Annotated in this window: 27 protein-coding genes; 9 read left to right on the top strand and 18 right to left on the bottom strand. The window is 68.8% G+C overall.

The genetic code is table 11. The features are described 5' to 3' along the window. Positions 1–2: 2 nt before the first annotated feature. Positions 3–779 (bottom strand): hypothetical protein, encoded by a 777-nt coding sequence (locus QTI05_RS11065; RefSeq protein ID WP_286540074.1) that lies wholly within the window; start codon positions 777–779, stop codon positions 3–5. Between the two features lie 118 nt (positions 780–897). Between QTI05_RS11065 and atpE the strand changes: the two genes are divergently transcribed. Continuing rightward, on the top strand, positions 898–1140 hold the full coding sequence (atpE, locus tag QTI05_RS11060) for a F0F1 ATP synthase subunit C (RefSeq protein WP_286540075.1): 243 nt from the start codon (positions 898–900) through the stop codon (positions 1138–1140). Positions 1141–1155: 15 nt separating this feature from the next. Here atpE and QTI05_RS11055 read toward each other — a convergent pair whose 3' ends face one another. Further along, positions 1156–2031 carry an acyl-CoA thioesterase gene (locus tag QTI05_RS11055; RefSeq protein ID WP_286624426.1) on the bottom strand — a complete coding sequence of 292 codons (876 nt, stop codon included), beginning with the start codon at positions 2029–2031 and terminating at the stop codon, positions 1156–1158. A 180-nt stretch (positions 2032–2211) separates the two neighbouring features. On the opposite strand from QTI05_RS11055, the gene QTI05_RS11050 reads away from it, so the two are divergent. Continuing rightward, on the top strand, positions 2212–3117 hold the full coding sequence (locus QTI05_RS11050) for a hypothetical protein (RefSeq protein WP_286624424.1): 906 nt from the start codon (positions 2212–2214) through the stop codon (positions 3115–3117). On the opposite strand, the gene QTI05_RS11045 is transcribed toward QTI05_RS11050, so the two are convergent. Then, complete coding sequence (locus tag QTI05_RS11045) at positions 3108–3545, bottom strand: hypothetical protein (protein ID WP_286624423.1); 438 nt, start codon at positions 3543–3545, stop codon at positions 3108–3110. The two genes, QTI05_RS11050 and QTI05_RS11045, sit on opposite strands and share 10 nt — an antisense overlap. 89 nt (positions 3546–3634) lie before the next feature. On the opposite strand from QTI05_RS11045, the gene QTI05_RS11040 reads away from it, so the two are divergent. Genes QTI05_RS11040 through QTI05_RS11030 form a run of 3 tightly spaced genes read left to right on the top strand, consistent with a single transcriptional unit; the run spans position 3635 to position 5364 of the window. After that, positions 3635–4348, top strand: a complete 714-nt coding sequence (locus QTI05_RS11040) for a YebC/PmpR family DNA-binding transcriptional regulator (RefSeq protein WP_286540079.1) — start codon at positions 3635–3637, stop codon at positions 4346–4348. Beyond that, complete coding sequence (locus QTI05_RS11035; protein WP_286624421.1) at positions 4345–4872, top strand: CinA family protein; 528 nt, start codon at positions 4345–4347, stop codon at positions 4870–4872. The genes QTI05_RS11040 and QTI05_RS11035 overlap by 4 nt, the downstream gene beginning before the upstream one ends. 48 nt (positions 4873–4920) lie before the next feature. Beyond that, positions 4921–5364: an acyl-CoA thioesterase gene (locus QTI05_RS11030; protein WP_286540081.1), complete on the top strand. Its 444-nt coding sequence runs from the start codon at positions 4921–4923 to the stop codon at positions 5362–5364. Between the two features lie 7 nt (positions 5365–5371). On the opposite strand, the gene fahA is transcribed toward QTI05_RS11030, so the two are convergent. Both fahA and hmgA read right to left on the bottom strand, forming a co-directional pair. After that, the gene (gene fahA, locus QTI05_RS11025) at positions 5372–6643 is read right to left on the bottom strand and encodes a fumarylacetoacetase (RefSeq protein WP_286624419.1); all 1272 of its coding nucleotides are present in this window, start codon (positions 6641–6643) and stop codon (positions 5372–5374) included. Next, positions 6640–7929 carry a homogentisate 1,2-dioxygenase gene (hmgA, locus tag QTI05_RS11020; protein ID WP_286624417.1) on the bottom strand — a complete coding sequence of 430 codons (1290 nt, stop codon included), beginning with the start codon at positions 7927–7929 and terminating at the stop codon, positions 6640–6642. Before hmgA ends, fahA begins: the two co-directional genes overlap by 4 nt. 90 nt (positions 7930–8019) lie before the next feature. Here hmgA and QTI05_RS11015 point away from each other — a divergent pair, with 90 nt between their 5' ends. After that, positions 8020–8790, top strand: a complete 771-nt coding sequence (locus tag QTI05_RS11015) for an IclR family transcriptional regulator (RefSeq protein ID WP_286540086.1) — start codon at positions 8020–8022, stop codon at positions 8788–8790. Between the two features lie 4 nt (positions 8791–8794). On the opposite strand, the gene QTI05_RS11010 is transcribed toward QTI05_RS11015, so the two are convergent. The 9 genes from QTI05_RS11010 to QTI05_RS10970 all read right to left on the bottom strand — a co-directional run bounded on the left by QTI05_RS11010 (position 8795) and on the right by QTI05_RS10970 (position 17193). Next, positions 8795–9016, bottom strand: coding sequence for a hypothetical protein (locus tag QTI05_RS11010; RefSeq protein ID WP_286540087.1), 222 nt, complete (start codon positions 9014–9016; stop codon positions 8795–8797). A gap of 17 nt (positions 9017–9033) precedes the next feature. Beyond that, positions 9034–10518, bottom strand: a complete 1485-nt coding sequence (locus tag QTI05_RS11005) for a DUF1501 domain-containing protein (RefSeq protein ID WP_286624415.1) — start codon at positions 10516–10518, stop codon at positions 9034–9036. Positions 10519–10526: 8 nt separating this feature from the next. Then, the gene (locus QTI05_RS11000) at positions 10527–12365 is read right to left on the bottom strand and encodes a DUF1800 domain-containing protein (RefSeq protein ID WP_286624413.1); all 1839 of its coding nucleotides are present in this window, start codon (positions 12363–12365) and stop codon (positions 10527–10529) included. A 175-nt stretch (positions 12366–12540) separates the two neighbouring features. Beyond that, on the bottom strand, positions 12541–13365 hold the full coding sequence (gene pyrF, locus QTI05_RS10995) for an orotidine-5'-phosphate decarboxylase (protein WP_286624411.1): 825 nt from the start codon (positions 13363–13365) through the stop codon (positions 12541–12543). A gap of 31 nt (positions 13366–13396) precedes the next feature. Beyond that, a complete protein-coding gene (locus QTI05_RS10990; protein ID WP_286540096.1) occupies positions 13397–14155 on the bottom strand; it encodes a uracil-DNA glycosylase in 759 nt (252 codons plus the stop codon). Continuing rightward, positions 14152–14673 (bottom strand): ribosomal protein S18-alanine N-acetyltransferase, encoded by a 522-nt coding sequence (rimI, locus tag QTI05_RS10985; RefSeq protein ID WP_286540098.1) that lies wholly within the window; start codon positions 14671–14673, stop codon positions 14152–14154. The genes QTI05_RS10990 and rimI overlap by 4 nt, the downstream gene beginning before the upstream one ends. After that, positions 14670–15380 carry a tRNA (adenosine(37)-N6)-threonylcarbamoyltransferase complex dimerization subunit type 1 TsaB gene (gene tsaB, locus QTI05_RS10980; protein WP_286624408.1) on the bottom strand — a complete coding sequence of 237 codons (711 nt, stop codon included), beginning with the start codon at positions 15378–15380 and terminating at the stop codon, positions 14670–14672. The genes rimI and tsaB overlap by 4 nt, the downstream gene beginning before the upstream one ends. Beyond that, positions 15373–16407, bottom strand: coding sequence for a DMT family transporter (locus QTI05_RS10975; RefSeq protein ID WP_286624406.1), 1035 nt, complete (start codon positions 16405–16407; stop codon positions 15373–15375). The genes tsaB and QTI05_RS10975 overlap by 8 nt, the downstream gene beginning before the upstream one ends. Positions 16408–16425: 18 nt before the next feature. Further along, the gene (locus QTI05_RS10970; RefSeq protein WP_286540104.1) at positions 16426–17193 is read right to left on the bottom strand and encodes a DeoR/GlpR family DNA-binding transcription regulator; all 768 of its coding nucleotides are present in this window, start codon (positions 17191–17193) and stop codon (positions 16426–16428) included. An 80-nt stretch (positions 17194–17273) separates the two neighbouring features. On the opposite strand from QTI05_RS10970, the gene QTI05_RS10965 reads away from it, so the two are divergent. From QTI05_RS10965 to QTI05_RS10955, 3 genes are all read left to right on the top strand, one after another. After that, a complete protein-coding gene (locus QTI05_RS10965; protein WP_286624405.1) occupies positions 17274–17855 on the top strand; it encodes an NUDIX hydrolase in 582 nt (193 codons plus the stop codon). A gap of 21 nt (positions 17856–17876) precedes the next feature. Continuing rightward, a complete protein-coding gene (dacB, locus tag QTI05_RS10960) occupies positions 17877–19289 on the top strand; it encodes a D-alanyl-D-alanine carboxypeptidase/D-alanyl-D-alanine endopeptidase (protein WP_286540109.1) in 1413 nt (470 codons plus the stop codon). Between the two features lie 116 nt (positions 19290–19405). Beyond that, positions 19406–20764: a lipase family protein gene (locus QTI05_RS10955; protein WP_286540110.1), complete on the top strand. Its 1359-nt coding sequence runs from the start codon at positions 19406–19408 to the stop codon at positions 20762–20764. Positions 20765–20784: 20 nt separating this feature from the next. On the opposite strand, the gene QTI05_RS10950 is transcribed toward QTI05_RS10955, so the two are convergent. The 4 genes from QTI05_RS10950 to purE form a co-directional block, all read right to left on the bottom strand. Beyond that, positions 20785–21252: a hypothetical protein gene (locus QTI05_RS10950; protein ID WP_286540111.1), complete on the bottom strand. Its 468-nt coding sequence runs from the start codon at positions 21250–21252 to the stop codon at positions 20785–20787. 63 nt (positions 21253–21315) lie between these two features. Beyond that, positions 21316–22317 (bottom strand): L-threonylcarbamoyladenylate synthase, encoded by a 1002-nt coding sequence (locus tag QTI05_RS10945; RefSeq protein WP_286540112.1) that lies wholly within the window; start codon positions 22315–22317, stop codon positions 21316–21318. A 7-nt stretch (positions 22318–22324) separates the two neighbouring features. Continuing rightward, a complete protein-coding gene (locus tag QTI05_RS10940) occupies positions 22325–23512 on the bottom strand; it encodes a 5-(carboxyamino)imidazole ribonucleotide synthase (protein ID WP_286540113.1) in 1188 nt (395 codons plus the stop codon). After that, positions 23509–24069 (bottom strand): 5-(carboxyamino)imidazole ribonucleotide mutase, encoded by a 561-nt coding sequence (gene purE, locus QTI05_RS10935; protein ID WP_286540114.1) that lies wholly within the window; start codon positions 24067–24069, stop codon positions 23509–23511. The genes QTI05_RS10940 and purE overlap by 4 nt, the downstream gene beginning before the upstream one ends. Positions 24070–24075: the final 6 nt, after the last annotated feature.

The following is a 24075-nucleotide window of genomic DNA, read 5'->3' as shown; positions in this document are numbered from 1 at the left end:
GCTCAGGGTACGTTGATCGCCACCGCACCGTTGGCGCTGAACCAGGCCACGCCGTTGCCGATCATGGCCCGTCCGTTGGAGACGAACATGTCATGCGGCAGCGCCTCCTTCAGCGCGTTGAGGCAGGCCCGCGTAAAGACCTGATCCCAGGCGGCGTCCAGTTGCTCGGCCGATGCGATCTCGCGCCCCTTGCCACCCTGGTTGACGTGCAACGGAAAGTCGACGAAACGTGCAGCCCCGGCACGGTCGCCCGCCAGCACCGCGCGATGGAAGCCCTGCACACGCGCTTCGAACTCCTCGTCGGTTTCCTTGGTGACCTGCTCATAGCGACGGCCGCCCGCCGGCCGGTTGGCGGTGTTCCCGAGCGTCACGTCGAGGCGCTTGCCCCCTTGCGTCCAGGCGCCCGTGAGGCCGATGCTGTTGCTGAAGTCGAGCGGTTTCCCGCCCCCGGTGCCGTTGCTCACCAGTTCCAGCGTGAAGGTGCCGCCGCCCGCTTCGCGCAACGTAAGCCGCCCACCCTGGAAGCTGCCCGTGAGCGGGATGTCCTTCAGGAACTTGCCGTGGAAGTAGTGCCCGGCCAGGCGGCCTTCCGCGCCCTTGGGCACCACCAGCGTCATGCCGATCAGGCTGCTGCCGAGCACGCCCTCGTACAGGGCTTCGGTCCGGCCGGCGGCCGGGGCCTGCGCCCAGCCGCTGACAGCCCAGACGGGCGCCGCCACCGCGAGCACGAGGCGCATGCACATCCGTCGGCGTGTGGGGAGCGGCAGCTTGGATTTCATGACGCGATTCTCGCGGCTGGCGCGGCACCATGACCTGCGACGTTATCGACCGTGTGCAGGCATTGCACGAAAGTGAAGCCACGTTCAAAAACCAAGCAACCCCTGAAAGGAACCCGCCATGAACGGCTTCGACATCCTCCCCCTCGGCGTTTCGCTGCTGATCGGCATTGCCGCTTTCGGCTCCTGCATCGGCATCGGTATCGTCGGTTCGAAGTTTCTGGAGGGCACGGCGCGCCAGCCGGAGCTGGTCGACACGCTGCAGACCAAGTTCTTCCTGGTGGCGGGCGTGACCGACGGCGCCTTCATCATCGCCACCGGCATCGGGCTCTGGTTCGCGACGTCCAACCCCTTCAAGGGCTGAGCCGCGCACAGTGCATCAGCGCAGTACGCGCAACATGCCTTCCTGGGCGGTCGACGCCACCAGCCGGCCGTCTCGCGCGAACACGCTGCCGCGGCAGAAGCCGCGCGCACCGCCGGCGCTTGGCGAATCGATCGTGTAGAGCAGCCAGTCGTCGAAGCGGAACTCGCGGTGGAACCACATGGCGTGGTCCAGGCTGGCCGCACGCAGTTGCCCGGTCATGAAGGTGAGGCCATGCGGTACCAGCGCGGCACGCAACAGGCCGTGATCGGACGCATAGGCCAGCAGCGCGCGGTGCACCGACGGATCGTCGGGCAGCGGCGAGACGGCACGCATCCAGATCGCGCTGCCGCCTTCGCGCGGTGCCGGCGCCAGCAGGTCGTCGTCCTCGACGCGGCGAAATTCGATGCCGTGCGGCTCGGTGCCCTTGACCTGCCAGCGCGCGGGCAGCCGGTCGCCCAGTGCCACGCGCCGCTCGAGTTCGCTCGGCAGGCCTTCGGGGCCACGCGTTTCGGGCATCGCCGACTGGTGCTCGACGCCTTCATCGGCGGTCTGGAACGAGGCCGCCATCTCGAAGATGATGCGGCCACGCTGGCGCGCCAGCACATGCCGGGTGGTGAAACTGCGCCCGTCGCGCACGCGGTCCACGGTGTAGTCGATCGGCGCATGCTCGCCGGGCAAGAGGAAGTAGGCGTGCATCGAATGCATCGGCCGATCGGGCTCGACCGTGCGGCTCGCGGCCATCACGGCCTGGCCGAGCACCTGGCCGCCGAACACCGCGGGTGTGCCGATGTCCTCGCTCTCGCCGCGAAAGCGGTCTTCGCCCACGGCTTCAAGACGCATCAGCGCCACAAGGTCTTCGACGAGGCAGGCAGCGGTGGGGGCGTCGGTCATCGGGAGCGGCGAACAGTTTCGGGAGGCTCCGACCTTAGCAAGAGCGGCGCCAGGGCATTGTCGCGCGCCGGTCTCTGCCGCATGGCCGCATCGGCCGTTTGGCGCGCAGACAGGCCGCAAAAAACCCGGAGAATGCCGCTGGCCGGAGACATCCCCGGCAGACCCCTACGGAGCTCGACCTTGATCCTTAAAACGTCCCTGAATTTCCTGGCTGTCGCAGCCGCCGTCGCCCTGGCGGCCGCCGGCTGCTCGTCGACATCGAAGAACGCGGCAGCGCCCGCGGCCCCCGCACCGGCTGCTGCCGCACCGGTCGCGCCACCGCCGCCGCCCGCCGTGGAAGGCCTCGATTACCGCCAGCTCAGCGGCCTGCTGGACGACGGCAACGAGAAGCGCGTCAAGCCCGAGATCGTCGGCAAGACGACGACGTTGACGCTTGCCAAGGCCGCGGGCCGCGGCGTGCCGCCGGGGCTGTACACGGTGGACGCCGGCGACCCCATCTACTTCCGTTGCCGCTCGGTGGGCCCTGGGTTCACAGGCGGCACAGTCACGACGAAGATCCGCGACTACCGCTTCGCGCCCAAGGAGAAGCAGAAGATCGTCGACCTCGAGCGCTGCGCGGTGGCGGCCGTCGAGCCGGCACGTCCGGCCGCTGCGCCGGCGCCTGCACCGCAGGCTGCGGCGCCCGCGCCTTCGACCATCGGCGCCGGCAAGCCCGGCATGGACGCGCGCGGCAACGTGGTCGATTCATCGAAGGTGGAAGCAGGCAGCGGCCGCACCGTGAAGGGCCTGAACGACTTCGAGGGCGAGATCACCGGCAACCCGGCCGCCAACAGCAAGTTCGCGAGGCTGCAGATCGGCATGTCGGCACGGCAGGTGCAGGACATCGCAGGCCCACCGACCGACCAGGGCGCCTACATCACCGGCAAGGCCTGGATCCCGTTCTATTTCGGTGCCGACCGCCACCGCTTCGAGATGACCTACAAGGGCCAGGGCCGCCTGATTTTCGCGGGTGGCGGCATGGGTGATTTCAGCAGCGGCAACCTGATCTGGATCATCCACAACCCGAACGAGGCGGGTTACCGCTGACCTTCGGCGGCGCAGGCCGCATCGCCCGGTTCCCAGCGGATCGTGAGGACGCAGGCCGGCGCGATGCCGAAGGCGCGGTGGTACAGGCCCGGGCCCCAGATCGCGAAATCGCCGGGCTCGCGCAGCACGCGTTTAATTGTGTTGGCCGGCGCGAAAGACGCCGTGGGCGAGAACTCGATGCGGAACTCGCTGTCCGGTGCGCCGCCGACCAGCATCGAGATCGTGCGGCCGGTGCTGACCGGCTTGGCCTCGCCGGCCGGATTCCCCGCCGGATGCATGAACCATTTGACGCACAGGCCGCGGGCATCGAGCGCCGGCGGCATGTGGCGCAGGTGCGCCCCGGTCGATCGGCACCAGTCACTGAAGCCGATGAACCAGCCGGTGCCGTTGGTATCGACCGTGCCGGCGTTGCCGAATTCGATGTCCATCACGCGCCCTCGGGTCTCAATCGATAGCCCGATGTTGCCACGCGGTTGCAAGGACTATGCTGTGCCCGCTACAACAACGAGGAACGGACATGGGCGCGCAGTGGAAAGCAAAAGGCAAGGAACTGGCGGCCAATGCCAGGGGCAAGCTGTTCGGAAGACTGGCCAAGGACATCATGATCGCGGCCCGCAGCGGGGCCGACCCGGCCTCGAATTCGCGTCTGCGGCTGGTCGTGGAGCAAGCCCGCAAGGTCTCCATGCCCAAGGAGACGCTGGAGCGCGCGATCAAGAAGGGTGCCGGGCTCACCGGTGATGCGGTTCATTTCGAGCATGTGATCTACGAAGGCTTTGCGCCGCACCGCGTGCCGGTGATGGTCGAATGCCTGACCGACAACGTGAACCGCACGGCGCCCGAAATGCGGGTGCTGTTTCGCAAGGGCCACCTGGGCACGTCAGGCTCGGTGGCCTGGGATTTCGACCATCTGGGCATGATCGAAGCCGAGCCGACATCGGCCAACGCCGACCCCGAACTGGCCGCCATCGAAGCGGGCGCCCAGGACTTCGAGCCCGGCGAGGAAGGCGGCCCCACGGTGTTTCTGACCGATCCGCACGACCTCGACCTGGTGAGCCGCGCACTGCCGACGCAGGGCTTCCACGTCGTCTCCGCGAAGCTTGGCTACAAGGCCAAGAACCCGGTCGACCCGGCGAGCCTCAGCGCCGAGCATCTGGAAGAGGTCGAAGCCTTCCTGGCGGCCATCGATGCGAACGACGACGTGCAGAACGTGTTTGCGGGCCTGGCAGGTTGAGTGCATCCACCGCTGACGGGGCCGGCGTGGCGCCGCTGGCCGACCTCGCCGCCCGTATCGGCGCGGCACTGCGCGAACGCGGCCAGACCGTGGCGGTGGCAGAGTCTTCGGCCGGCGGCCTGGTGTCGGCCGCGCTGCTCGCGGTGCCTGGCGCATCGAGCTTTTTCCTCGGCGGTGCGGTCGTGTACTCGCGGCGGGCCGGCAAGGCACTGCTCGGACTGACGGCCGCCGACGTGGCCGGGATGCGCGGGGAAACCGAACCCTTTGCCAGGCTCATCGCGGGCCGGATCCGCGACACCCATCGTGCCACCTGGGGCCTCGGCGAGACGGGCGCGGCCGGCCCTTCGGGCAGCCCCTATGGCGACGCACCGGGCCACCTGTGCATCGCCGTCGTCGGTGCCGTCACCGCAAGCCGGACGATCGAAACCGGCGACACGAACCGCGCCCTGAACATGAACCTGTTCGCCCGGCAGTTGCTCTCGCTGTTCGACGAAGCGCTGCGGGCACAAGATTCGCCGCAATGAGCAGGCGCCGGGCGACAATAATCCGTCACCCACCGCACAAAGGCCCTCATGCCGTCCATCACGCTTCGCTTTCTGGCCAATCCCAACACCGTCAACTTCGGCGGCAAGGTGCATGGCGGCACCGTCATGAAGTGGATCGACGAGGCCGGCTATGCCTGCGCGACCAGTTGGGCCAAGCGCTATTGCGTGACGGCCTTCATCGGCAGCATCCGCTTTCACCACCCCATCATGATCGGCGACCTGGTCGAAGTGGAGGCACGGCTCGCCTACACCGGCAACACCAGCATGAACATCTCGGTCGAGGTGCGCAGCGGCGACATGAAGGGCGGCGAAATGGCCAAGACCACCGAGTGCCTGATCGTGTTCGTGTCGGTGGACTCGCACGGCCGGCCGATGCCGGTGGAGGCGTTTTCGCCCGGCACGCCGGGCGAAATGGCGCTGGCGGAGCGGGCCAAGACCCATCTCGAGGCAGCCCGCGCGGCCGGAGCCTGACCGGGGCTCAGGGCACCACTGTTCCGCTCACCTCGCCCAGGCCGATCCGCACCGCGCCTTCGCGCTCGCAGTAGCCACGCAGGGTGAGCGTGTCGCCGTCTTCCAGGAAGGTGCGGCGTTCGCCGTTGGGCAGCGTGATCGGCTGCTTGCCACCCAGCGTGAGTTCCAGCAGCGAGCCGGCCTGATCGGGTTCGGGCCCCGATAGCGTGCCTGACCCCAGCAGGTCGCCAGGCTGCAGGTTGCAGCCATTCACCGTGTGGTGCGTGACCAGTTGCGCCGCGGTCCAGTAGGTGGCCTCGGCGGCCCCGCCGCGCGTGAGGCGCCTCGGCGCAGCGCCGGCGCTGCGCATCTTCGCGGTCTGCAGCCACACCTCGAGCGTGATGGCGAGCCCGCCGGCCTCGCGGTTGGCCACGCTGTCGAGGTAGGGCAGTGGCTGCGGGTCGCCAGCGGGCCGCTCGAACGCGGCGGCGCGGAACGGCGCCAGCGCCTCCATCGTCACGATCCACGGCGATAGGGTGCTGGCGAAATTCTTCGACAGGAACGGGCCGAGCGGTTGGTATTCCCAGGCCTGCACGTCGCGCGCCGACCAGTCGTTGAGGAGGGTCACGCCGAACAGGTGCTGCTCCGCCTCGCCGATGGTGATCGGCTCGCCGAGCGCATTGCCCTGGCCGATGAAGAAGCCGAGTTCGAGTTCGTAGTCGAGCCGCTTCGACGGGCCGAAGCCGGGCACTTCGGCATCCGGCGCTCGGGTCTGCCCCTGCGGGCGCCGGAAGCGCTGGCCGCTCACGCCGATCGACGAGGCGCGGCCGTGGTAGCCGATCGGCACCCACTTGTAGTTGGGCATCAAGGGCTGGTCGGGCCGGAACAGCTTGCCGACCGTGGTGGCGTGGTGGATGCCGGTGTAGAAGTCGGTGTAGTCGGCGATGCGGCAGGGGATCGTCATCTCGACCGCTGCCTGCGCATACAGCGCGAGCTCCCAGCCCGACTGCTTCGGGCTGCCTTCGCGCAGGCCCGCGGACAGCGCGGCGCGCAGCTCGGCACGCTCGGCGAGCGACGCGCCCATGAGCCGGTTCATGTCGGCATGGTCGACCAGCTTCGCGGCCGCCAGGTCCAGCACCCGGTCGCCGATCGCGACGCCGATGCGGAAAGGCTCGTCGGTGCCCGCCGGCCTGAAGCGGCCGAACGGCAGGTTCTGGAGCGGGAAGTCGCAGCCCGCTTCGTTGGCCGAGGGTACCCAGCTGCGCAGCGTCGGATCGTGGGTTTCGTTGAGCAGGTTCATGGCTTGTATTGGTCTTGCAGGCCGGCCCAGCAGTCGGCGTAATCGTGGTCGAGTGCCGGGCTTTGCAGCGCCCAGGCGGTAGGGATGAAACGGTAGCGGCTCTCGAACATGAAGGCCAGCGTGTTGTCGAGCTTCTGCGGCTTCAGGTCGGCCTGGCTGGCCTTGGTGAAAGCCTCTTCATCGGGGCCGTGCGGAACCATGCAGTTGTGCAGCGAGGCGCCGCCGGGCTTGAAGCCACCCGGCTTGGCGTCGTACTCGCCGTACACCAGCCCCATGAACTCGCTCATGAGGTTGCGGTGGTACCAGGGCGGACGGAAGGTGTCTTCCATCACCAGCCAGCGCGGCGGGAAGATCACGAAGTCGCAGTTGGCGGTGCCGGGCGTGTCGCTCGGCGAGGTGAGCACGGTGAAGATCGACGGATCCGGGTGGTCGAAGCTGATCGAGCCGATGGTCATGAAGTTCGCGGTGTCGTATTTCACCGGCGCGAGGTTGCCGTGCCACGCCACCACGTTGAACGGCGACTGCCGGGTCGGCGCGCGCCAGAAGCGGCCGCCGGCCTTCTTGACGAGTTCGTAGCCGCCCTCTTCCTGTTCGAACGCGGCCACCGGTGCGAGGAAGTCGCGCGCGTTGGCCAGGCCGTTGGAGCCGATCGGGCCGAGCTCGGGCAGGCGGAAATGCGCGCCGTAGTTTTCGCAGACGTAGCCGCGCGAAATGCCGTCGAGCAGGCCGACCTTGAACACCACGCCGCGCGGCACCAGCGCGATCTCGCCCGGCTTGACCTCGAGCACGCCCATCTCGGTCGTGAGCACGATGCGGCCCTGCTGCGGCACCAGCAGCATTTCACCGTCGGCGTTGACGAAGGCGCGGCGCACCATCGAGCGGCCCGCGAGGTACACCAGCGCGCCGATTCCGGTTTGCGCTTCGCAGTCGCCATTGGCCGCGAGCGTGTGCATGCCGTCGACGAAGTCTGCATCGGCTGCGCCCTCCAGCGGCACCGGCTGCCAGCGCATCGGCTCGGGCGGCAACGCGATGCTGCGGTCGCCGCCGGTTTGCCAGCGCGTTTGAGCATACGGCTGGTAGCGCCCCGACACCACCGAAGGCTGGCGCCGGTACAGCCACGAGCGCCGGTTCTCGTGGCGCGGCGCGGTGAAGGCGGTGCCAGAGATCAGTTCGGGGTACAGGTCGAGCGGTGCGCGCTGCGGACTGTTGCGGCCCTGCGGCAACGCGCCGGGCACCGCTTCGCTCGCATATTCATTGCCAAAGCCGCTCTGGCAGGGGATGGTCATCTGGAATGTCTCCACGAAAACAGAGCTGGATGGTAATGCGTTCATCTGCTATTGTCTAATGCATTCTTTTTAGACGAACATCAAAACACCATGGCATCCGGCATCGAACGCGGGCAGCGCGGCATCCAGAGCATCGAAGTCGGGGGCGAGTTGCTGCGTGCGCTGGTGCACACCGGCCGGCCGATGCCGCTGAAGGATCTGGCACGCGACGCCGGCATGACGGCGGCCAAGGCGCACCCCTACATGGTGAGCTTCGGCCGGCTCGGGCTGATCGAGCAGGACGACGCGACCGGCCACTACGCGCTCGGGCCGCTGGCGCTGCAGCTGGGGCTGATCGGCCTGCAGCAGGCCAACCCGATCCAGATCGCGACGCCGCTGATCGATGCGCTGGCCCGGCAGATCGGCCACACGGTGGCGCTGGCGGTATGGGGCGATCGCGGCGCCACCATCGTGCGCATTGCGGAGTCGGCCGCGCCGGTGCATGTGAGCCTGCGGCACGGCACGGTGTTTTCGTTGGCCAGCACAGCGTCGGGCCGGCTGTTCGGCGCCTACCTCGACCCGCTGGAGGTGAAGCGCCTGCTGGCGCAGGAGCGCGAGCACGGCGCGCCGTCCTGGAAGGATTTCGAGGTGCTGCTGCGCGAGGTGCGTGCGCACGGCATCAGCCGCTCCGAGGGCGAGATCGTGCCGGGCGTGAGCGCCATGGCGGCGCCGGTGTTCGACCACACCGGGCGGATCGTGCTGGCCATTGCCGCGATCGGGCCTGCCGGGATCTTCGACACGGCGTGGGACGGTGCGCTGGCCGAGGCGCTCAGGGCCTGCGGCGACGCGGTGTCGCAGCGGCTTGGCGCGGCGCGGCGCTAAGCCCTCAGCCCTTGCGGCCGCCCACGAAGAGCAGCGCGCCGCCCACCACGATCGCCGCGACGCCGGCCCACACCGGCAGGTTGACCGTCTCCTTCTCCTTCACCGACAGCTCGATCGGGCCGATCTTGGCCTGATGCGTTTCCTTGGTGAAGCTGAAGCTTCCGAGCGCCAGCGCGGCGATGCCGGCGACGATCAGCACGATGCCGACAAGGCGGGTTGCGTTCATGAGATGTTCTCCGGAGTTCAAGCCGGCATCATGAACCCAACATCCTTCGGATAGTTGTACGTGGTGCCGTTGACCACCAGGCTGCCGCCGAAATTCTTGAGATTCGGCAGGATGCCGGGCATGTCGGCATCGGGTACGCCGAACCACTTGGCGAGCGTCGCGCCGTACTGGTCGACCGAGGTGGTCGGAATCAGCCGACCCTGGCCCACGTGGCCCTCGTAGCCTGCCGAGGTCGACGTGTTGTCGATGCTCACCACCTGCGGCGAGCCGTAGATTGCCTTGCCCTTGACCGCGCCGCCGACCACGAAATGGTGGTTGCCCCAGCCGTGGTCGGAACCGTCGCCGTTGGACGCCAGCGTGCGGCCGAAGTCGGAAGCAGTGAAGGCAGTGACCTTGTCGCCCATGCCTTCGAGTGCCATCTGCCTGTGGAACGCGGCCATCGCATCGCTGAGCTGCTTCATCAGGCCGGGTTGGTTGGCGATCAGGTTGTCGTGCAGGTCGAAGCCGCCCATCGACACGAAGAAGACCTGGCGTTTGCTGCCGAGCGTGCCGCGGCCGCGGATCAGCCGGGCCACCATTGCGAGCTGGTTGCCGAGACCGGTGGTCGGGAAGGTGCCGGCCGGGTAGGCCGACTGGATCGCGGTGGTGACCGAGCCCTCGGCGTCGACGGCACGTTTGGTCACCTTGTTGTATTCGTTTTCGAGCTTGTGGCCACGGGCCTGCTGCGTGAGCAGCTGCATCGCACTCTTGACGGTGGACGAGCCAAAGAGGCTGGCGCTGCTTGCGCTGCTCACGCTGCTGATGCGCACCGCGCCGCCGGTGCTGACCTGGTACTGCAGCGCACTGTCGCCCGAGAGGAACACGGCATTGCCCGACACCGACATGCAGGTGAACAGCGAGTTGCTGTTCTGGTTCAGCACGAGGTCGCCGATGTTGCCGCCCCACCCGATGGTCGAGCCTTCGGGCGAGGACGACTGCCAGGTCGACTGCTGGTCGTTGTGCGAGAACAGCTTGGGCGGCTGCGGGTAGAGCTTCTTGTTGCTGTTGTTGTAGAGCGCGCGGCTCAGCGGCACCACCAGCGGGCCGACGTTGAGCTGCACCGCGACATTGCCCTCGGTGTTGAACAGCCCGGCCAGTTGCGTCATTTGCGGATGCAGTGCGTACTGCCGGCCGCCGGCCAGCGGCACGGTCGGGCTCAGCAGCGTGGCGGCGAGCGCCGCATCCTTCGCGATGGCCACGCCGCCGGAGGCCTGGGGCACGCGGATGGTGCTGTACTTGTTGTAGCTGTCGTCGTCGTAGGTGATGACGGTGTTCGCGTAGTCGTTGCCGCCGAACAGGAACACGCAGACCAGCGCCTTGTAATCGGTGGCGGACTGGGCCGCGGCCTCGCTCATCGCCGACAGGTTGAGTGCGAACGGCATCGCGGTGCCCGCCAACGCGAGCGCGCTCGAGCGCTGCAGGAAGGCGCGGCGGCTGTGGCCCTTGGGATCGATCAGATGCATGGGGCGCCCTATTTCTGGATCAGGTATTCGGGGGAAGCCATCACCATCAGCACCGCCGCATAGATGCGGTTGAGTTTGACGGCGTCGGTGCTGGCGGCGGTGACAGCCGGCGCGGCGAGCGCGTCGGTGATCGTCTTTTGCGTCGCGGCCGACAGCTGGTTGGCGCTCATCATCAGGGCGAGCCGGCGCACCAGCGCGCCCGCATCGGTGACCAGCGTCTTCTCGATCGCGTAGCTGGCAACCACGTCCTTGCTGTCGTAGCCGTTGACCAGCACGCTCTGCAGGTGATTGAGGTAGCCGCCCACGCTGGTCTCGTTGACCAGCTGGAACTCGGGCGCCGATTTGCCTTCGCTCGCCAGCACGGTCGATGGCGGCACATAGCCGGGCCGGAAGAAGTTGAACACCGAGGGCGAGCGCAGCGGACTCTGGCCGAGCCGGCTCGCGGCATCCGAGGTGTTGCCGATCTTCCAGGTGTCCTTGGTCGATGCGATGCCGAAAGTGCGGCCCCATTGCACCAGGCGCAGCATTGGCTCGCGCAAGCGGCCGAAGTCGGGGCTGGCGAGTCCGTCCGGGCTGCGCGCCTCGTTGTCGAGCAGCACGGCGGCGAGCACGCTTTTCATGTCGCCGCGCACACCGGCGCCGTTGTCGGAAAAAATCGCCGAGACGCGCGACACATAGCCCGCGCTCGGGTTGCTGGTCACGAGCCGCTGGATCAGTTGCTTGCCGATGAACGGCCCGACGTTGGGGTGATTGAACAGCGTGTCGAGCGCGGTCTTGAGTGCCGCCGTGCCCTCGGTGTTGGCCGCCACGGTGGCGCCGAGAAACTTGGCTTCCAGCAGGGAGTGGCGCGAGGCGGTCAGCACCATCGGCCGCTGCGTCCACTGGTTGCTTTCGATCGTGTATGTCTGGCCCGGCACGGGAAAGGCGGTGCGCTCGGCGGTCTTGATGTCGACGTCGTAGCCGGTGAACACGCGGGCCAGGTTGGTGACGTCGTCCTGGGTGTAGCTGTCGAGCGGTGTGCCGTCGGCCGCCTTTTTGACAGTGCCGTCGTCATTGAGCTGGTAGAGGCCCAGCGTCATGAGCTGCATCACTTCACGCGCGTAGTTCTCGTCGGGCTGGCGGCCCTGCGCGTTTTCCTTCTGGTTGCCGCGCGTGTTGAGGTAGTAGCCCATCGCGGGGTTCAGCGTCACGTCTTCCAGCAGCTTGCGGAAGTTGCCGGTGACGCCGGCCACCAGCATGTCCCAGTACTGGGCCATCATGTGGTCGGGCCAGCTGGAGCCGATGTCGTTGGCCGAGACCACGAAGATCTCGGTGAAGGCCAGCGCCATGCGCTTGCGAAATCCGTCCGGCGCCGTCATGAGCTGGTTCCAGATCATGTCGTCGGTGTAGACGGTGTTGTAGGGCTTGCTGCTGAGCCATTCCCAGCCGGTCTGGGTCTTCGCCAGGTCGACCTGCTCGCCGAGCCACGGTAGGTAGCCCTTGGTGCGCACGGCGGCGATGTCGGCCTCGTTGGCCGAGAACTGCGCCTGCAGCAGGAAGCGCGCGGCCTCGTCGTCGGTCTTGGCCGTGGTGTAGAGGTAGCCCTGCGCGGTCGGCGTGGTGCCGAGAGGGGTCAGCGACCCGGCACTGGTGGCGCCGGTCGTTGTTGCACCGAGGCCGAAAAACGCGCCCCCGCCACCGCCTCCTCCGCCACCCCCGCCGCCGCAGGCAGCCAGCGCGGTCGACGCAGCCAGCGCGGCGGCCAGCGTAAGAGGGGGATTCCGGCCCGCCGACGTGGCATCGGCTTCAGGCAGCGCGCGCACTGCCCCCAACGCTGGCACAGCAGCGCTTTCTTGTTCTTCAACCATCGGGTTCTCGCTCCTCGGCGCTCCGGCGCCCACAACCACAAGGCAAATGCCATGCCCGGCTGGGGCCAGACGCTAAGGCCTGAAAAGAACGCCCTCGAGACAACTAGTGTAATTAACTGTGACTTTTTACGTCACATTGATACAACTCGGGCTTGTGTTTGACAGGAAATGTCGCTCAGGAACGTGCGGCCTGAAGCATGTCGCGCGTGCCGAGGGCCACCCGCCGGGCGGCTTCGGCGAAGTCGTCACCCGACGAGGCGTAGCAGATCGCGCGCGATGAATTGACGACGATCGGCGCATCGCTGCGCCACCCGGCGCGCACCGTGGCGACCGCGTCGCCGCCCTGCGCGCCGACGCCCGGGATCAGCAGCGGCACGTTGGGTGCGAGCGCCCGCACCCGTTCGATCTCGGCCGGGTAGGTGGCGCCGACCACCAGCCCAAGTTGGCCGTTCAGGTTCCACGGGCCCTGCGCCAGCCGCGCAACGTGCTCATACAAAAAAGGTTCTCCTTCCAGCCCTGCCAAGCGCTGCCCCTGCAGATCGGCGCCGCCCGGATTACTGGTTCGGCACAACAGGAAAGCGCCCTTGCCGGCATGCCGCAGGTAGGGTTCCACCGAATCGAAGCCCATGAACGGCGACAGCGTGACCGCATCGGCACCGTAGCGCTCGAAGGCCTCGATCGCGTACTGCTCGGCGGTCGAGCCGATGTCGCCGCGCTTGGCGTCCAGGATCACCGGCACGTGCGGCGCGTTGCGGCGCAGGTGCTCCATGAGCTGTTCGAGCTGGCCCTCGGCGCGGTGCGCAGCGAAGTAGGCAATCTGCGGCTTGAAGGCGATGGCGAGGTCGGCCGTGGCATCGACGATGCGCGCACAGAAGTCGTAGATGCGGCTGGCGTCGCCCTTGAGCCCGGCCGGGAAACGGCTCGGTTCCGGATCGAGGCCGACGCAGAGCATGGAAGCGTTCTGCTGCTCGGCGGCGCGCAGCTTGAAGAGGAAGGTCATGGGGCCGGATTTTAGGTTCCGGCCCGCGGTGTCAGCCGAGCTGCGCGGCGGCCAGACAGAGGTCGGCCCAGGCCCGCGCCTTGTCGGCAGGGTTGCGCAGCAGATAAGCCGGGTGGTAGGTGGCCACCACCTGCACCCCGGGCAGCGCCGCGATTTCGGTGGCCCGGCCGCGCAGCTTGCCGAGCGGCTCGGCCCGCTGCAGCAGGCTTTGCGCCGCGAGCGGACCCAGCGCGAGCACCAGTCGCGGCGCCACGGCGGCGCTGTGTGCCGCGAAGCTCTCGTCGAACGGGCGCAGGCCGGTGTTCGATGCGACCGCGCCACGGTGCGTGCGCATCAGGTGCACCGGCACGGCGCCGCTGTGCAGTTGCAGCGCGCGCAGCATGTTGTCGAGCAGCCGGCCGGCGTCGCCCGCGAACGGCTCGCCATGGCGGCCGTCGGATTCGGGCGGCATGTCGGCCACGATCAGCCAGCCGCCCTGCGCCGCGCTGCCACCGTAGAGGCGCTGCGGCGGCTCTACCAGCACGACGGCATCGCCGGCGGCGGGCGCCGGGCGCACCACGGGTGCTGCTGCGACCACCGCCGGACGCGCCACGGTCGGCCGCACGGTGGTTTCGGGCCGCACCGGGGCTTCGGCCTGCACATCAGATCGGGCTGGGGCAGCCGCCGGCTCTGCGGCAACAGCCGTCTTTTCGACGGCAACCGGCGCCACCGGCTCGGCCGGCCACCAAACCTTGACGCCCATCTCATCGAGCATCGCGCGTTGCCGCGCGTCGAGCGCCAGGGTGCTCATTTCAGCGCACCCCAGGCGCTCGTCGATTCATTGAGGCGCAGGCTCATGACGATCGCGTCCTCGCGCCGGCTGTCGTGCGCCGGGTAATAGCCCTTGCGCAAGCCGACGCGGCGAAAGCCCTGGCGTTCGTAGACCTCGAGCGCGCGCGCATTGCTGGCCCGCACTTCCAGCCAGAGCCACTGCGCGCCCTGCGCGCGCGACCAGCCACACAGCGCTTCAAGCAACAGCGGCGCCCAGCCCTGACGCTGGAACGCGGGCGCCACGGTGAGGTTGAGAAGGTGCACTTCATCGACGCCCTTCATGGCGACGAAATAGCCGATCAGGGTTTCATCGCCGCCGCGCGCCGCCGGGCCGCCCACCAGCAGCTGGCAGTGGTAGCCGGCGTGCAGCGAATCGATGAAGTTGGCGCGCGTCCAAGGGTGGCTGTAGGCGGTCTGCTCGACTGCGCACACCGGCACCAGCCGCTCGATGGTGAGGGGCTCCAGGCGGGCTTCCAGCGGTTGCAGAACGGCGCTCATGTCGAGGGGGCCACCGAGGCGTGGGCAGCGGATTCGCGGCGAATGCGCAGGCGTTCCTCGGTGGTCTGCGCCACTTTATCGCGAACATAGAGCGGCCAGGCTTCGGCCGGCGTCACGGTGCGGCCGGCCGCGATCAGGCCGGGTGCCAGGCGCAGCAGCGCAGCAGCCGTGGGCAGCACCGCGTGGCGCGCCGGGCCGGACGGCAAGCGCTCGCCGTAGGCCTGGAACGCATTGCCGGCCATCACCCAGCCAGCGGGCACCTCCACCTCTTCGGGTGCCAGCAGCCGCGGCGCGCTGTCTGCCGGCGCATCGGCGTCGAAGTCATAGCCGGCCACATAGACCTGGTCCATGCGCGCGTCGAGCAAGGCCAGCACGCGCCGCGCGCCGAAGCGCTCGCGCGCCTCTTCGGCCACGGCCTGCAGCGTATCGATCGGCAGCAGGGGCACGCCCGCGCCGAACCCGAGACCCTGGGCCACCGAGCAGGCCGTGCGAAGCCCGGTGAAGGAACCCGGACCGCGACCGAATGCGATGGCGTCGAGCTGCTGCAGCGTGAGGCCGGCATCGGCCAGCAGTTGCAGCACGAGCGGAATGAGCGTGGTGGAGGACTGCGCACCGCCCGCGCCGCTGTGCGTCCACAGCGCGTCGCCGTGCTGAACCGCCACCGACAGGTGCTCGGTGCTGGTGTCGAAGGCCAGCAACTTATGCATCGAATCCGCCTGCAACGCCCGCCACTCGGGCGGCAGGCACCGTCTTTTCAGGCGCGACCGGGCGCACGCGCTGCACGCCGAACAGGATGCCCGCCGTCACCAGCAGCAGCCCGGCCAGCAGGCTCCAGTGCAGGGGCTCGCCCAGAAAGATCACGGCGCCAAAGGCCGACAGCCCCGGCACCAGCGCGGTGATCATGGTGGAGCGCACCGGGCCGAAGTACTGGATCATCCGGGTGAAGGTGATGCCCGAGATCACCACCGAGCCGACACCCTGGAACGCCATCTGGAACGCCACCTCGCCCCACGGTGCGGTGCCGATATGGCTGGTGAGCCAGCCGGCCGCCGCCAGCACGGCATAGACCGGCACGAAGCTCAGGAACGCGAACAGCGTGATCGCGATGGTGGCACGCACTGCGTCGAGCCCATGGCGCCGCACCACCACGCTGTAGCAGGCCCAGCAGAAGGCGGCGCTCATGAACAGCAGGTCGCCCTTCCAGATCTCGCCACCCTCGAAGGCGTGCAGCAGGCTGCGCCCGCCGACCACCAGGTCGCCGGCGACGATCAGCGCGAGCCCGGCCGCCCGCTTGGGCGTGATGCGGTCGTGCAGCACCACGGCCGCGAGCAGCGTGGTCCAGAGCGGCAGGCTGCCGGGCATCAGCACAGACGCATGCGCGGCCGGGGCATAGAAGAAGCCGGTGTACGCGAGCAGCGCATAGCCGAGGCCGCCGGTTGCGCCGGCCAGCGCCGTCACGCGCAAGCCGAGCGGCGACAGGCCGAACAGCGATCCGACAGGGGGCCCGCCCGTCCCGCCGGCTTGGGCGCGCCGCGCCTGCATCACCAGCCAGGCGCCCCACGGCGCCAGCACCAGGCTGGCGCCGGACATGCGTGCGAAGGCAAGGTCGAGCGGCGTCAGCGAGCGCCCGGCCGAAGCGCGCGCGATCACGATGAAGGCCGTCCAGACCAGCACCGTGACGACGGCGGCGCCGATGCCGATGGCACGCGGCGAGAAGCGGGGGGCAACGGGCATCGAGGGATTATCGAGCGCTCAGGCCACATCGTCGGCGCACACCACATGAGCCCCGGTCCTGCGCAAGGCTGTCAGCGGCTTCGGCGGCGCCGATGCCGCCACCAGCAGCGTGACCGACGCGCCGAGCGGCTGGATGACGCAGGCCGACGCCGCGCCGATCTTCTCGGACGACGCCAACACCACGGTTTCGGCAGCCGCGGCCATCAGGGCGCGCTTGATGTGCGCCTCTTCGAGGTCGGCCGTGGTCAGGCCGGCTTCGGCCTGTACGCCGGTCACGCCCATGAAGAAGGTGTCGGCGCGGATGCGCGCAATGGCCTCCATGGCCGCCGCGCCCACGGCCACCACCGAATGCTTGAACAGCCGGCCGCCTATCAGCACCACCTCGACGCCGGCATGGCCTACGAGTTCGAGCGCGACCGAGGGGCTGTGCGTGACCACCGTGGCGCGCAGCGCGGCCGGCAGGTGCCGGGCCATCTGCACGGCCGTGGTGCCGCCGTCGATGAAAACGACCTGCCCCGGCCGCACCATGCGCGCCGCCGCGCGGCCGATCGCGAGCTTGTCGCCGGTGGCCAGCTGCTGGCGACCGGCGAAGTCGGCCTCGGCCGGTGCCAGCGGCAGCGCCCCGCCGTGCACGCGCTGCAGCAGCCCTTCGGCCGACAGCTCGCGCAGATCGCGCCGGATCGTGTCTTCCGAGAGGCCGAGCGCTTCGCTGAGGGTCTTGGCGACCACCTGTCCGTCGCGCTGCAAGGTGGTGAGGATGTGTTGTTTGCGTTGACGGGTCAGCATGGCCCGATGGTAGCGGTGCGATGCGCTGTTTGCACGTTTTATCTTGATATTGCACGAATATGCACGTACGATCCTCACTCATGAACTTGCACGAACGCGTCCGGGTGCACGAAGTCACCCTCCTGTCCGACAGCTGGTATGTGCTGAAGAAGACCGCCTTCGACTGGCGCCGCAACGACGGCAGGTGGCAGCGCATGGAGCGCGAAACCTACGACCGCGGCAATGGCGCCACCTTGCTGCCATACGACCTGGCGCGCCGCACCGTGCTGCTGACGCGGCAGTTCCGCTACCCGGCCTTCGTCAACGGCGGCGCCGGGATGCTGATCGAGGCCGCGGCCGGGCTGCTCGACGATGCGGCGCCCGAAGCGCGCATCCGTGCCGAGGTCGAGGAAGAGCTCGGTTATCGGCTCGGCAGCGTCCAGAAGGTCTTCGAGTGCTTCATGAGCCCGGGCTCGGTGACGGAGAAGCTGCACTTCTTCATCGCTCCCTACGACGCTTCGATGCGCCTGCACGATGGCGGCGGCCTGGCCGACGAGGGCGAGGACATCGAGGTGCTCGAACCGACGATCGACGAGGCGCTCGCGATGGTGGCGGACGGCCGCATCGCCGATGCCAAGACCGTGATGCTGCTGTATCACGCCCAGCTTCACCTGTTCCGGTAGCCCGGCCGGGATAATCGGCGGATGCGTTTTTCCGCCCGCGTTGCCGCCCTCTCCTTCGCCGCGCTGGCATGCGCCGGCGCCGCCGCCCAGCAAAGCCTGCCGCCCGAAGTCGACGCCGCGCTGGCGCGTGCCAAAGTGCCGCGCGAGGCGGTGACGATGCTGGTGGTCGACGCCGAAGGGCAAAAGCCGCCGCGGCTGGCCTGGCGGCCGCAGGTGCCGGTCAACCCGGCGTCGATCATGAAACTGGTCACCACCTATGCGGGGCTCGACCTGCTCGGCCCGGCCTATGTGTGGAACACGCCGGTCTACATCGACGGCCCCATCGCCAACGGCGTGCTGAACGGCAACCTCTACATCAAGGGCCAAGGCGATCCCAAGCTGGTGATCGAGCGGCTCTGGCTGCTGATGCGCCGCGTGCAGGGGCTCGGGATCCACACCGTGGCGGGCGACATCGTGATCGACCGCAGCGCCTTCGAGAACACGGTCGAGCCCGACCCCGCAGCCTTCGACGGCGAGCCGCTGCGGCCCTACAACGCCTCGCCCGACGCGCTGCTGCTGAACTTCAAGTCGGTGGTCATGACCTTCGTGCCGAACCCGCAGGCGCAGACCGCGCAGATCAATTTCGAGCCCTCGCTCGCGGGCGTTTCGCTGCAGTCCACGGTGCCGCTCTCGGCCGGTGAATGCAGCGACTACCGCGGCGGCTTGCGCGCCGAGTTCACCGATCCGGCGCGCATCCGCTTCGCCGGCAGCTATCCGGCGGCCTGCGGCGAGAAGGTCTGGGCCGTTGCCTACGCCGACCCGCGCAGCTACGCGGTGCGCGCGGTCGGCGGCATGTGGGGCGACATGGGCAACCAGCTCAAGGGCCAGGTGCGCGAGGGCCGCGTGCCGGCCGGGCTGAAGCCGGTGTTCGAAAGCGTTTCGCCGCCGCTGGCCGAGGTGATCCGCGACATCAACAAGTACAGCAACAACGTGATGGCGCAGCAGCTGTTTCTCACGCTCGGACTGCAGCAGAAGAATCGCGGCACGCTCGACGCCGCGCGCACCACGCTGCGCCAGTGGTGGAACGACCGCATCGGCACCGGCGAAGGCCAGCCCGTGTTCGACAACGGTTCGGGCCTCTCGCGCGAGGAGCGCATCACGTCTGCGGCCCTGGCCAAGATGCTGCTGCACGCCTGGCGCTCGCCGGTGATGCCGGAGCTGATGTCGTCGCTGCCGGCCACAGGCGTCGACGGCACGCTGAAGAAGCGCGCGCTGCGCTCAGGCGGCGCCGCCCACCTGAAGACCGGCACGCTGCGCGATGCGGCCGGCGTGGCAGGCTATGTCGACGGCGCCAGCGGCCGGCGCTACGTGGTGGTCGCCATCGCGAACCATGTCAACGCCGGCGCGGCACGCCCGGCGTTCGACGCGCTGGTCGACTGGGCCGCGCAGGACTGAAAGGCGAACTCGGCGCGGCGGCTGACAGCGTCCGGGTTTGCCTTGTGGTGAAGTGTTCGGCGCGCGCCCACGATGGCCGCTGGATCGATCCACAACAACATCCATCGGAGACAACGATGAAACGTCTGCATTTCTGGAGTGCCATCGCGGCCGCGGCCCTGCTCACGGCCTGCGGCGGAGGCGGTGACGGCGGCAACTTCAATTTCGGTATCGGCACCGGGGTCGGTCCCAACGCCCCGGCCAGCACCGGCAAGCTGGTGGAGCAGCAAACCATTCTGACCACGCTCACCAGCGCGCAGATCGATGGCGCCACCCAGTCCAGCGGCCTGCAGGCGCTCAGCGGCAAGGCGCAGTGCGACGTGAAGGTGATCGCGCTCAACTACACCACGCTGGGCGCGCGCGGCGAGGACACCAACGCCTCGGGCGTGCTGCTGCTGCCGGCCGGTGCCTGCGCGGCCGCGGCCGCGCCGCTGGTGGCCTATGCCAAGGGCACCGATGTGCAGAAGCCGCGCACGCTGGCCAATCCGTCCGACCCGGAAACGCAGTTGCTGCTGGCAATGTATGCGGCGCAGGGCTACGCGGTGGTGGCGACCGACTACCTCGGCTATGCCAAGTCGACCTACCCGTACCACCCGTACCTGCATGCGGACTCGGAAGCCCGCTCGGTGATCGACGCGATCCGCGCTGCGCGTGCCGCGGTCGTGAACCTCAACGCCAACCTGTCGGGCAAGGTCATGTTCACCGGCTACTCGCAAGGCGGCCATTCGTCGATGGCTGCGCACCGCGCGGCCGAGCGCGACAACGCCGCCGAGTTCAACGTGGTGGCAGGCGCACATCTGGCGGGGCCCTACAACCTGTCGGGCTCGTTCAAGAGCGGCGTGGCGATCGCGGGCTACCAGTTCTTCGTGCCCTTCATCGTCAACTCGTACCAGAAGGTTTACGGCGATGTGTACACCAGCGTCGGCAGCGTCTACAAGGCGCCTTACGCGGCCACCATCGAGAACCTGCTGCCGAGCCCGACGCTCAACTACACCACGCTGGTGACCACCGGCGCGCTGCCTGGCGCCAATGGCGAGACGCCGGCGCAGGCGCGCGACGCGTTGTTCCAGTCGACCTTCCTGAACGACGTGCTGACCAATCCCCTCAACGCGCTGTACCTGGATGCGAAGAAGAACGACCTGTTCGGCTGGAGCCCGCGCGCCAAAACGCTGCTGTGCGGCGGGGCCGGCGATCCGACCGTACCGCCCGCGATGCACCTGGTGCCGATGAAGGCCGATTTCGACGCGCGGGGTGTGACGACGGTCTCGACCGTCGATGTCGATGCCCAGGTGCAAGCCACCTACGGGCCGGGCGGCAAGGCGCCGACCGATGCGGCGTCAGCCGCCTATGCGACCTACTACGGCGCCTACCACGGCAGCTACGAGCCGCCGTTCTGCCACGTTGCCGCGCGCAAGCTGTTCGACGCGGCCAAATAAGAAAGAAGGAAGCGGATGGTTCACTGGCCGGTTTTTTGATCGGCCAGGATCAGCGCAGCGCGGTAGGCCGTACGCCCGGCGATCTTGGTGTGGCTGCTGAGCGCCTTCCACTGGCTCTCCTGCTCGTGCGGCGAGGGGTTTTCGGGCTGTTTCAGCAAGGTCCGGCTCACGTCGAGCAGCGCACCGGCCGAGGTCAGGCAGAAATGGATGGCGGACTCCCTGGGCCGGGCGCGGTAGCTGGCTTCTTCCTTCAATTGCGCCGCCTCTTGCGCCGCGGGCGGCAGGGCGCCCAGTTCGCTCGGGCCGAAAAATGGCACTTCCGGTGATTCGCCCCGTGCGCGCGCCAACAGATTTTCGATGGCCGCCAGCGCGCTGGTGATTAACGCCAACTCGGCGGGGTTCGATTTCATGATCTGGGTGGCGTTTTTTGAATGTGCCAAATTGTGCCCGCAGGCTGCCGCAGTCGGGAGGTAAAAACGCACGAACATTAACGAAAGTATTCACGCGTTGCCACTGCGCAACCCGGGTGCTCCCTCGCATCGATGGCGGATTTACGCCGCGGCCGCGCGCTGCAGCCGGTCGCGCACGCCTTCCCATTCGGGGGCGTCAGGCGGCGTTTCGATCCAGATCAGCCTGGCGCCGCCCGCGTCGAACTCGCGCAGCACCGCGAACAGCTGCTGCGCCGCGATGGCTGCGTCGTCGGGCATGCGCCGCTGCAGCACGCGCTGCGAGCGGCTCTTGACCACGGTGCGCGACCAGACGGCGATGTGCGCCGCATTGGCGCCGAGCACATCGAGCCCGGTCTGCAGTGCGCGGGCGTCCATCAGCCGCAGCTTGGCATTGGGCGCGTAGTGCGCTTCGAGGGTGCCGGAGGCGCGCGGGTCGGGTTGCGCCAGCTCGGCCGGGTCGCGCACGCGCTCGCCGCACACGGCGGCGATCTGGGCCCGCGTGATGGCGCCCGGCCGCAACAGCACCGGCGCGCCGCGGCTGCAGTCGACGATGGTCGACTCGATGCCGACCGCGCACGCGCCGCCGTCGATCACCATGAGCCCGTCGCCGAACTCGTCCTGCACGTGGGCTGCGGTGGTCGGGCTCACCCGGCCGAAGCGGTTGGCACTCGGGCCGGCAAGGCCGGGCACGCCCTGCGCGGCGCAGGCCACCAGCAGCGCCTGCGCGACCGGATGGGCCGGGCAGCGCAGGCCGATGGTGTCCTGCCCGCCGGCCGCCGCAGCGCCCACGCCGGGCTGGCGCGTGACGATCAACGTGAGCGGCCCGGGCCAGAAGGCGGTGATCAGTTGCTGCGCGAACAACGGCAGCGGCTGGGCGAAGCGCGACAGCGACTCGGTGCCCGGAATGCCTGCCGCGACATGCACGATCAGCGGATGGTCACTGGGCCGGCCCTTGGCCGTGAAGATTCCGGCCACCGCTGCGTCGCTGGTCGCATCCGCCCCAAGGCCGTAGACGGTTTCGGTCGGGAACGCGACCAGGCCGCCGGCGCGCAGCAGGCTGGCCGCTTGTTCGATCGCGGCGGAAGACTGTCCGTCGAGAATCACGCGCGGCTCATTCCGACAGCGGGATCGCCAGCCCCAGCAGCGCGGCGGCGAAGTCGGCCGTGCTGCGCACCGCCGCGATGTCGGCGCCGGTGATGTTGAGATGGCCCATCTTGCGGCCACGCCGCGCCTCGGTCTTGCCGTAGAGGTGCAGGTGCGTGCCCGACAGCGCCAGCACATCGCCCCAGGGCGGCTCGGCCGGCGTGTCGCTGTCGAGCAGCCACAGGTCGCCCAGCAGGTTCAGCATGATGGCCGGGCTGTGCTGCCGCGGCGCCGTGAGCGGCAGGCCGGCCAGCGTGCGCACCTGCAGCTCGAACTGCGACACATCGCTCGCGTCCATGCTCCAGTGGCCGCTGTTGTGCGGACGTGGCGCCATTTCGTTGACGACCAGCGTGCCGTCGGTCAGCACGAAGAACTCGACGCAGAGCACGCCGACGTAGTTCAGCCCCTCGGCGATCGACCTTGCAGCGGCCACCGCGCGCTCTGCCTGTGCCGTGAGCATGTTTTGCTCATGCACTTCGGTGACGGCGAGGATGCCGCCGCGGTGCAGGTTGCGCTGCACCGGAAAGTGCACGATCTGCCCGTCGTGCCCGCGCGCGACGATCACCGAGCATTCGAAGTCCAGCGGCATCAGCTTTTCGAGCACGCAGGGCACGCCACCCGTCGCTTCCCAGGCGGCGGCGAGTTCATCGCGCGTCGCCACGCGCTGTTGGCCCTTGCCGTCGTAGCCGAGCCGCGCGGTCTTGAGGATGCCGGGCAGCAGCGCTTCGGTGACCGTGGCCAGATGGTCTGCGGTCTGGATCACGGCATGCGGCGCGCAGGCCACGCCACAGCGGGCGAAATGCGCCTTCTCGCGGATGCGATCCTGCGCAATCGCCACGGCCGGGGCGCCCGGGGAGACCGGCCGCGCGGCGGCGAGGTGCTCGAGCGACGGCGCCGGCACGTTCTCGAACTCGGTGGTGATCGCATCGGCCAGGCCGGCCAGTCGTGCCAGGCCGTCGACATCGGAGTAGTCGGTGTGGATGTGGTGGTGGCTCACGCGACCGGCCGGGCTGTCCGGATCCGGATCGAGCACGGCCGTGAAGTACCCCATGCGTTGTGCCGCCTGCGCAAACATGCGGCCGAGCTGGCCGCCGCCCAGCACACCCAGCGTGGCGCCGGGCAGCACCGGCGGGCCCGTGTTGACCCCGCCGCTCACAACGCACCCCCGCCTTGCGGCGAGAAGGGCGAAACCGGCACGGCAGCCAACGGTGCGTCGGCTCCCGGTGGCGGCAGCGTCATGGCCTGCGCTGCCGCGGTCTGCGCGGTGCGGAAGGTGTCGAGCTGGGTGCGCAGCCGGGGATTGCCGACCGCCAGCATCGCGATGGCGAACAGTGCCGCGTTGGCCGCGCCGGCATTGCCGATGGCGAAGGTGGCGACCGGCACGCCCTTTGGCATCTGCACGATGCTGTAGAGCGAATCGACGCCCTGCAGGTGGCGGCTGGCCACCGGCACGCCGAGCACCGGCACCGTGGTCTTGGACGCCAGCATGCCCGGCAGGTGCGCGGCGCCGCCGGCGCCCGCGATGATCGCCGCGAGGCCGCGCGAAGCGGCGCTTTCGGCGTAGGCGAACAGCTGATCGGGCATGCGGTGCGCCGACACGACGCGCGCTTCGTGCGCGATGCCGAATTGCTGGAGAATCTCGACCGCATGCCGCATCGTCTCCCAGTCGGAGTTCGAGCCCATCACCACGCCGACCTGGATTGCTTGATTCATGGTTTC

Source organism: Variovorax fucosicus (assembly GCF_030316825.1).
GTDB classification, from domain to species: domain Bacteria; phylum Pseudomonadota; class Gammaproteobacteria; order Burkholderiales; family Burkholderiaceae_C; genus Variovorax; species Variovorax fucosicus.
The sequence above is the reverse complement of the archived record's forward strand: the minus strand, read 5'-3'. Positions and strand labels throughout refer to the sequence as shown.

Excerpts from the sequence above, each read along its gene's own strand:
- pyrF (WP_286624411.1), bottom strand. The coding sequence starts at position 13,365 with ATGACCTTCCTCTTCAAGCTGCGCGCCGCCGAGCAGCAGAACGCTTCC.
- purE (WP_286540114.1), bottom strand. The coding sequence starts at position 24,069 with ATGAATCAAGCAATCCAGGTCGGCGTGGTGATGGGCTCGAACTCCGAC.
- dacB (WP_286540109.1), top strand. The coding sequence starts at position 17,877 with ATGCGTTTTTCCGCCCGCGTTGCCGCCCTCTCCTTCGCCGCGCTGGCA.
- QTI05_RS10990 (WP_286540096.1), bottom strand. The coding sequence starts at position 14,155 with ATGAGCACCCTGGCGCTCGACGCGCGGCAACGCGCGATGCTCGATGAG.
- QTI05_RS10965 (WP_286624405.1), top strand. The coding sequence starts at position 17,274 with ATGAACTTGCACGAACGCGTCCGGGTGCACGAAGTCACCCTCCTGTCC.
- rimI (WP_286540098.1), bottom strand. The coding sequence starts at position 14,673 with ATGAGCGCCGTTCTGCAACCGCTGGAAGCCCGCCTGGAGCCCCTCACC.
- QTI05_RS10970 (WP_286540104.1), bottom strand. The coding sequence starts at position 17,193 with ATGCTGACCCGTCAACGCAAACAACACATCCTCACCACCTTGCAGCGC.
- QTI05_RS10950 (WP_286540111.1), bottom strand. The coding sequence starts at position 21,252 with ATGTTCGTGCGTTTTTACCTCCCGACTGCGGCAGCCTGCGGGCACAAT.
- QTI05_RS11030 (WP_286540081.1), top strand. The coding sequence starts at position 4,921 with ATGCCGTCCATCACGCTTCGCTTTCTGGCCAATCCCAACACCGTCAAC.
- QTI05_RS11015 (WP_286540086.1), top strand. The coding sequence starts at position 8,020 with ATGGCATCCGGCATCGAACGCGGGCAGCGCGGCATCCAGAGCATCGAA.
- QTI05_RS10955 (WP_286540110.1), top strand. The coding sequence starts at position 19,406 with ATGAAACGTCTGCATTTCTGGAGTGCCATCGCGGCCGCGGCCCTGCTC.
- fahA (WP_286624419.1), bottom strand. The coding sequence starts at position 6,643 with ATGAACCTGCTCAACGAAACCCACGATCCGACGCTGCGCAGCTGGGTA.
- QTI05_RS11005 (WP_286624415.1), bottom strand. The coding sequence starts at position 10,518 with ATGCATCTGATCGATCCCAAGGGCCACAGCCGCCGCGCCTTCCTGCAG.
- QTI05_RS11055 (WP_286624426.1), bottom strand. The coding sequence starts at position 2,031 with ATGACCGACGCCCCCACCGCTGCCTGCCTCGTCGAAGACCTTGTGGCG.
- QTI05_RS10975 (WP_286624406.1), bottom strand. The coding sequence starts at position 16,407 with ATGCCCGTTGCCCCCCGCTTCTCGCCGCGTGCCATCGGCATCGGCGCC.
- hmgA (WP_286624417.1), bottom strand. The coding sequence starts at position 7,929 with ATGACCATCCCCTGCCAGAGCGGCTTTGGCAATGAATATGCGAGCGAA.
- atpE (WP_286540075.1), top strand. The coding sequence starts at position 898 with ATGAACGGCTTCGACATCCTCCCCCTCGGCGTTTCGCTGCTGATCGGC.
- QTI05_RS11010 (WP_286540087.1), bottom strand. The coding sequence starts at position 9,016 with ATGAACGCAACCCGCCTTGTCGGCATCGTGCTGATCGTCGCCGGCATC.
- QTI05_RS11065 (WP_286540074.1), bottom strand. The coding sequence starts at position 779 with ATGAAATCCAAGCTGCCGCTCCCCACACGCCGACGGATGTGCATGCGC.
- tsaB (WP_286624408.1), bottom strand. The coding sequence starts at position 15,380 with ATGCATAAGTTGCTGGCCTTCGACACCAGCACCGAGCACCTGTCGGTG.
- QTI05_RS11045 (WP_286624423.1), bottom strand. The coding sequence starts at position 3,545 with ATGGACATCGAATTCGGCAACGCCGGCACGGTCGATACCAACGGCACC.
- QTI05_RS11000 (WP_286624413.1), bottom strand. The coding sequence starts at position 12,365 with ATGGTTGAAGAACAAGAAAGCGCTGCTGTGCCAGCGTTGGGGGCAGTG.
- QTI05_RS11040 (WP_286540079.1), top strand. The coding sequence starts at position 3,635 with ATGGGCGCGCAGTGGAAAGCAAAAGGCAAGGAACTGGCGGCCAATGCC.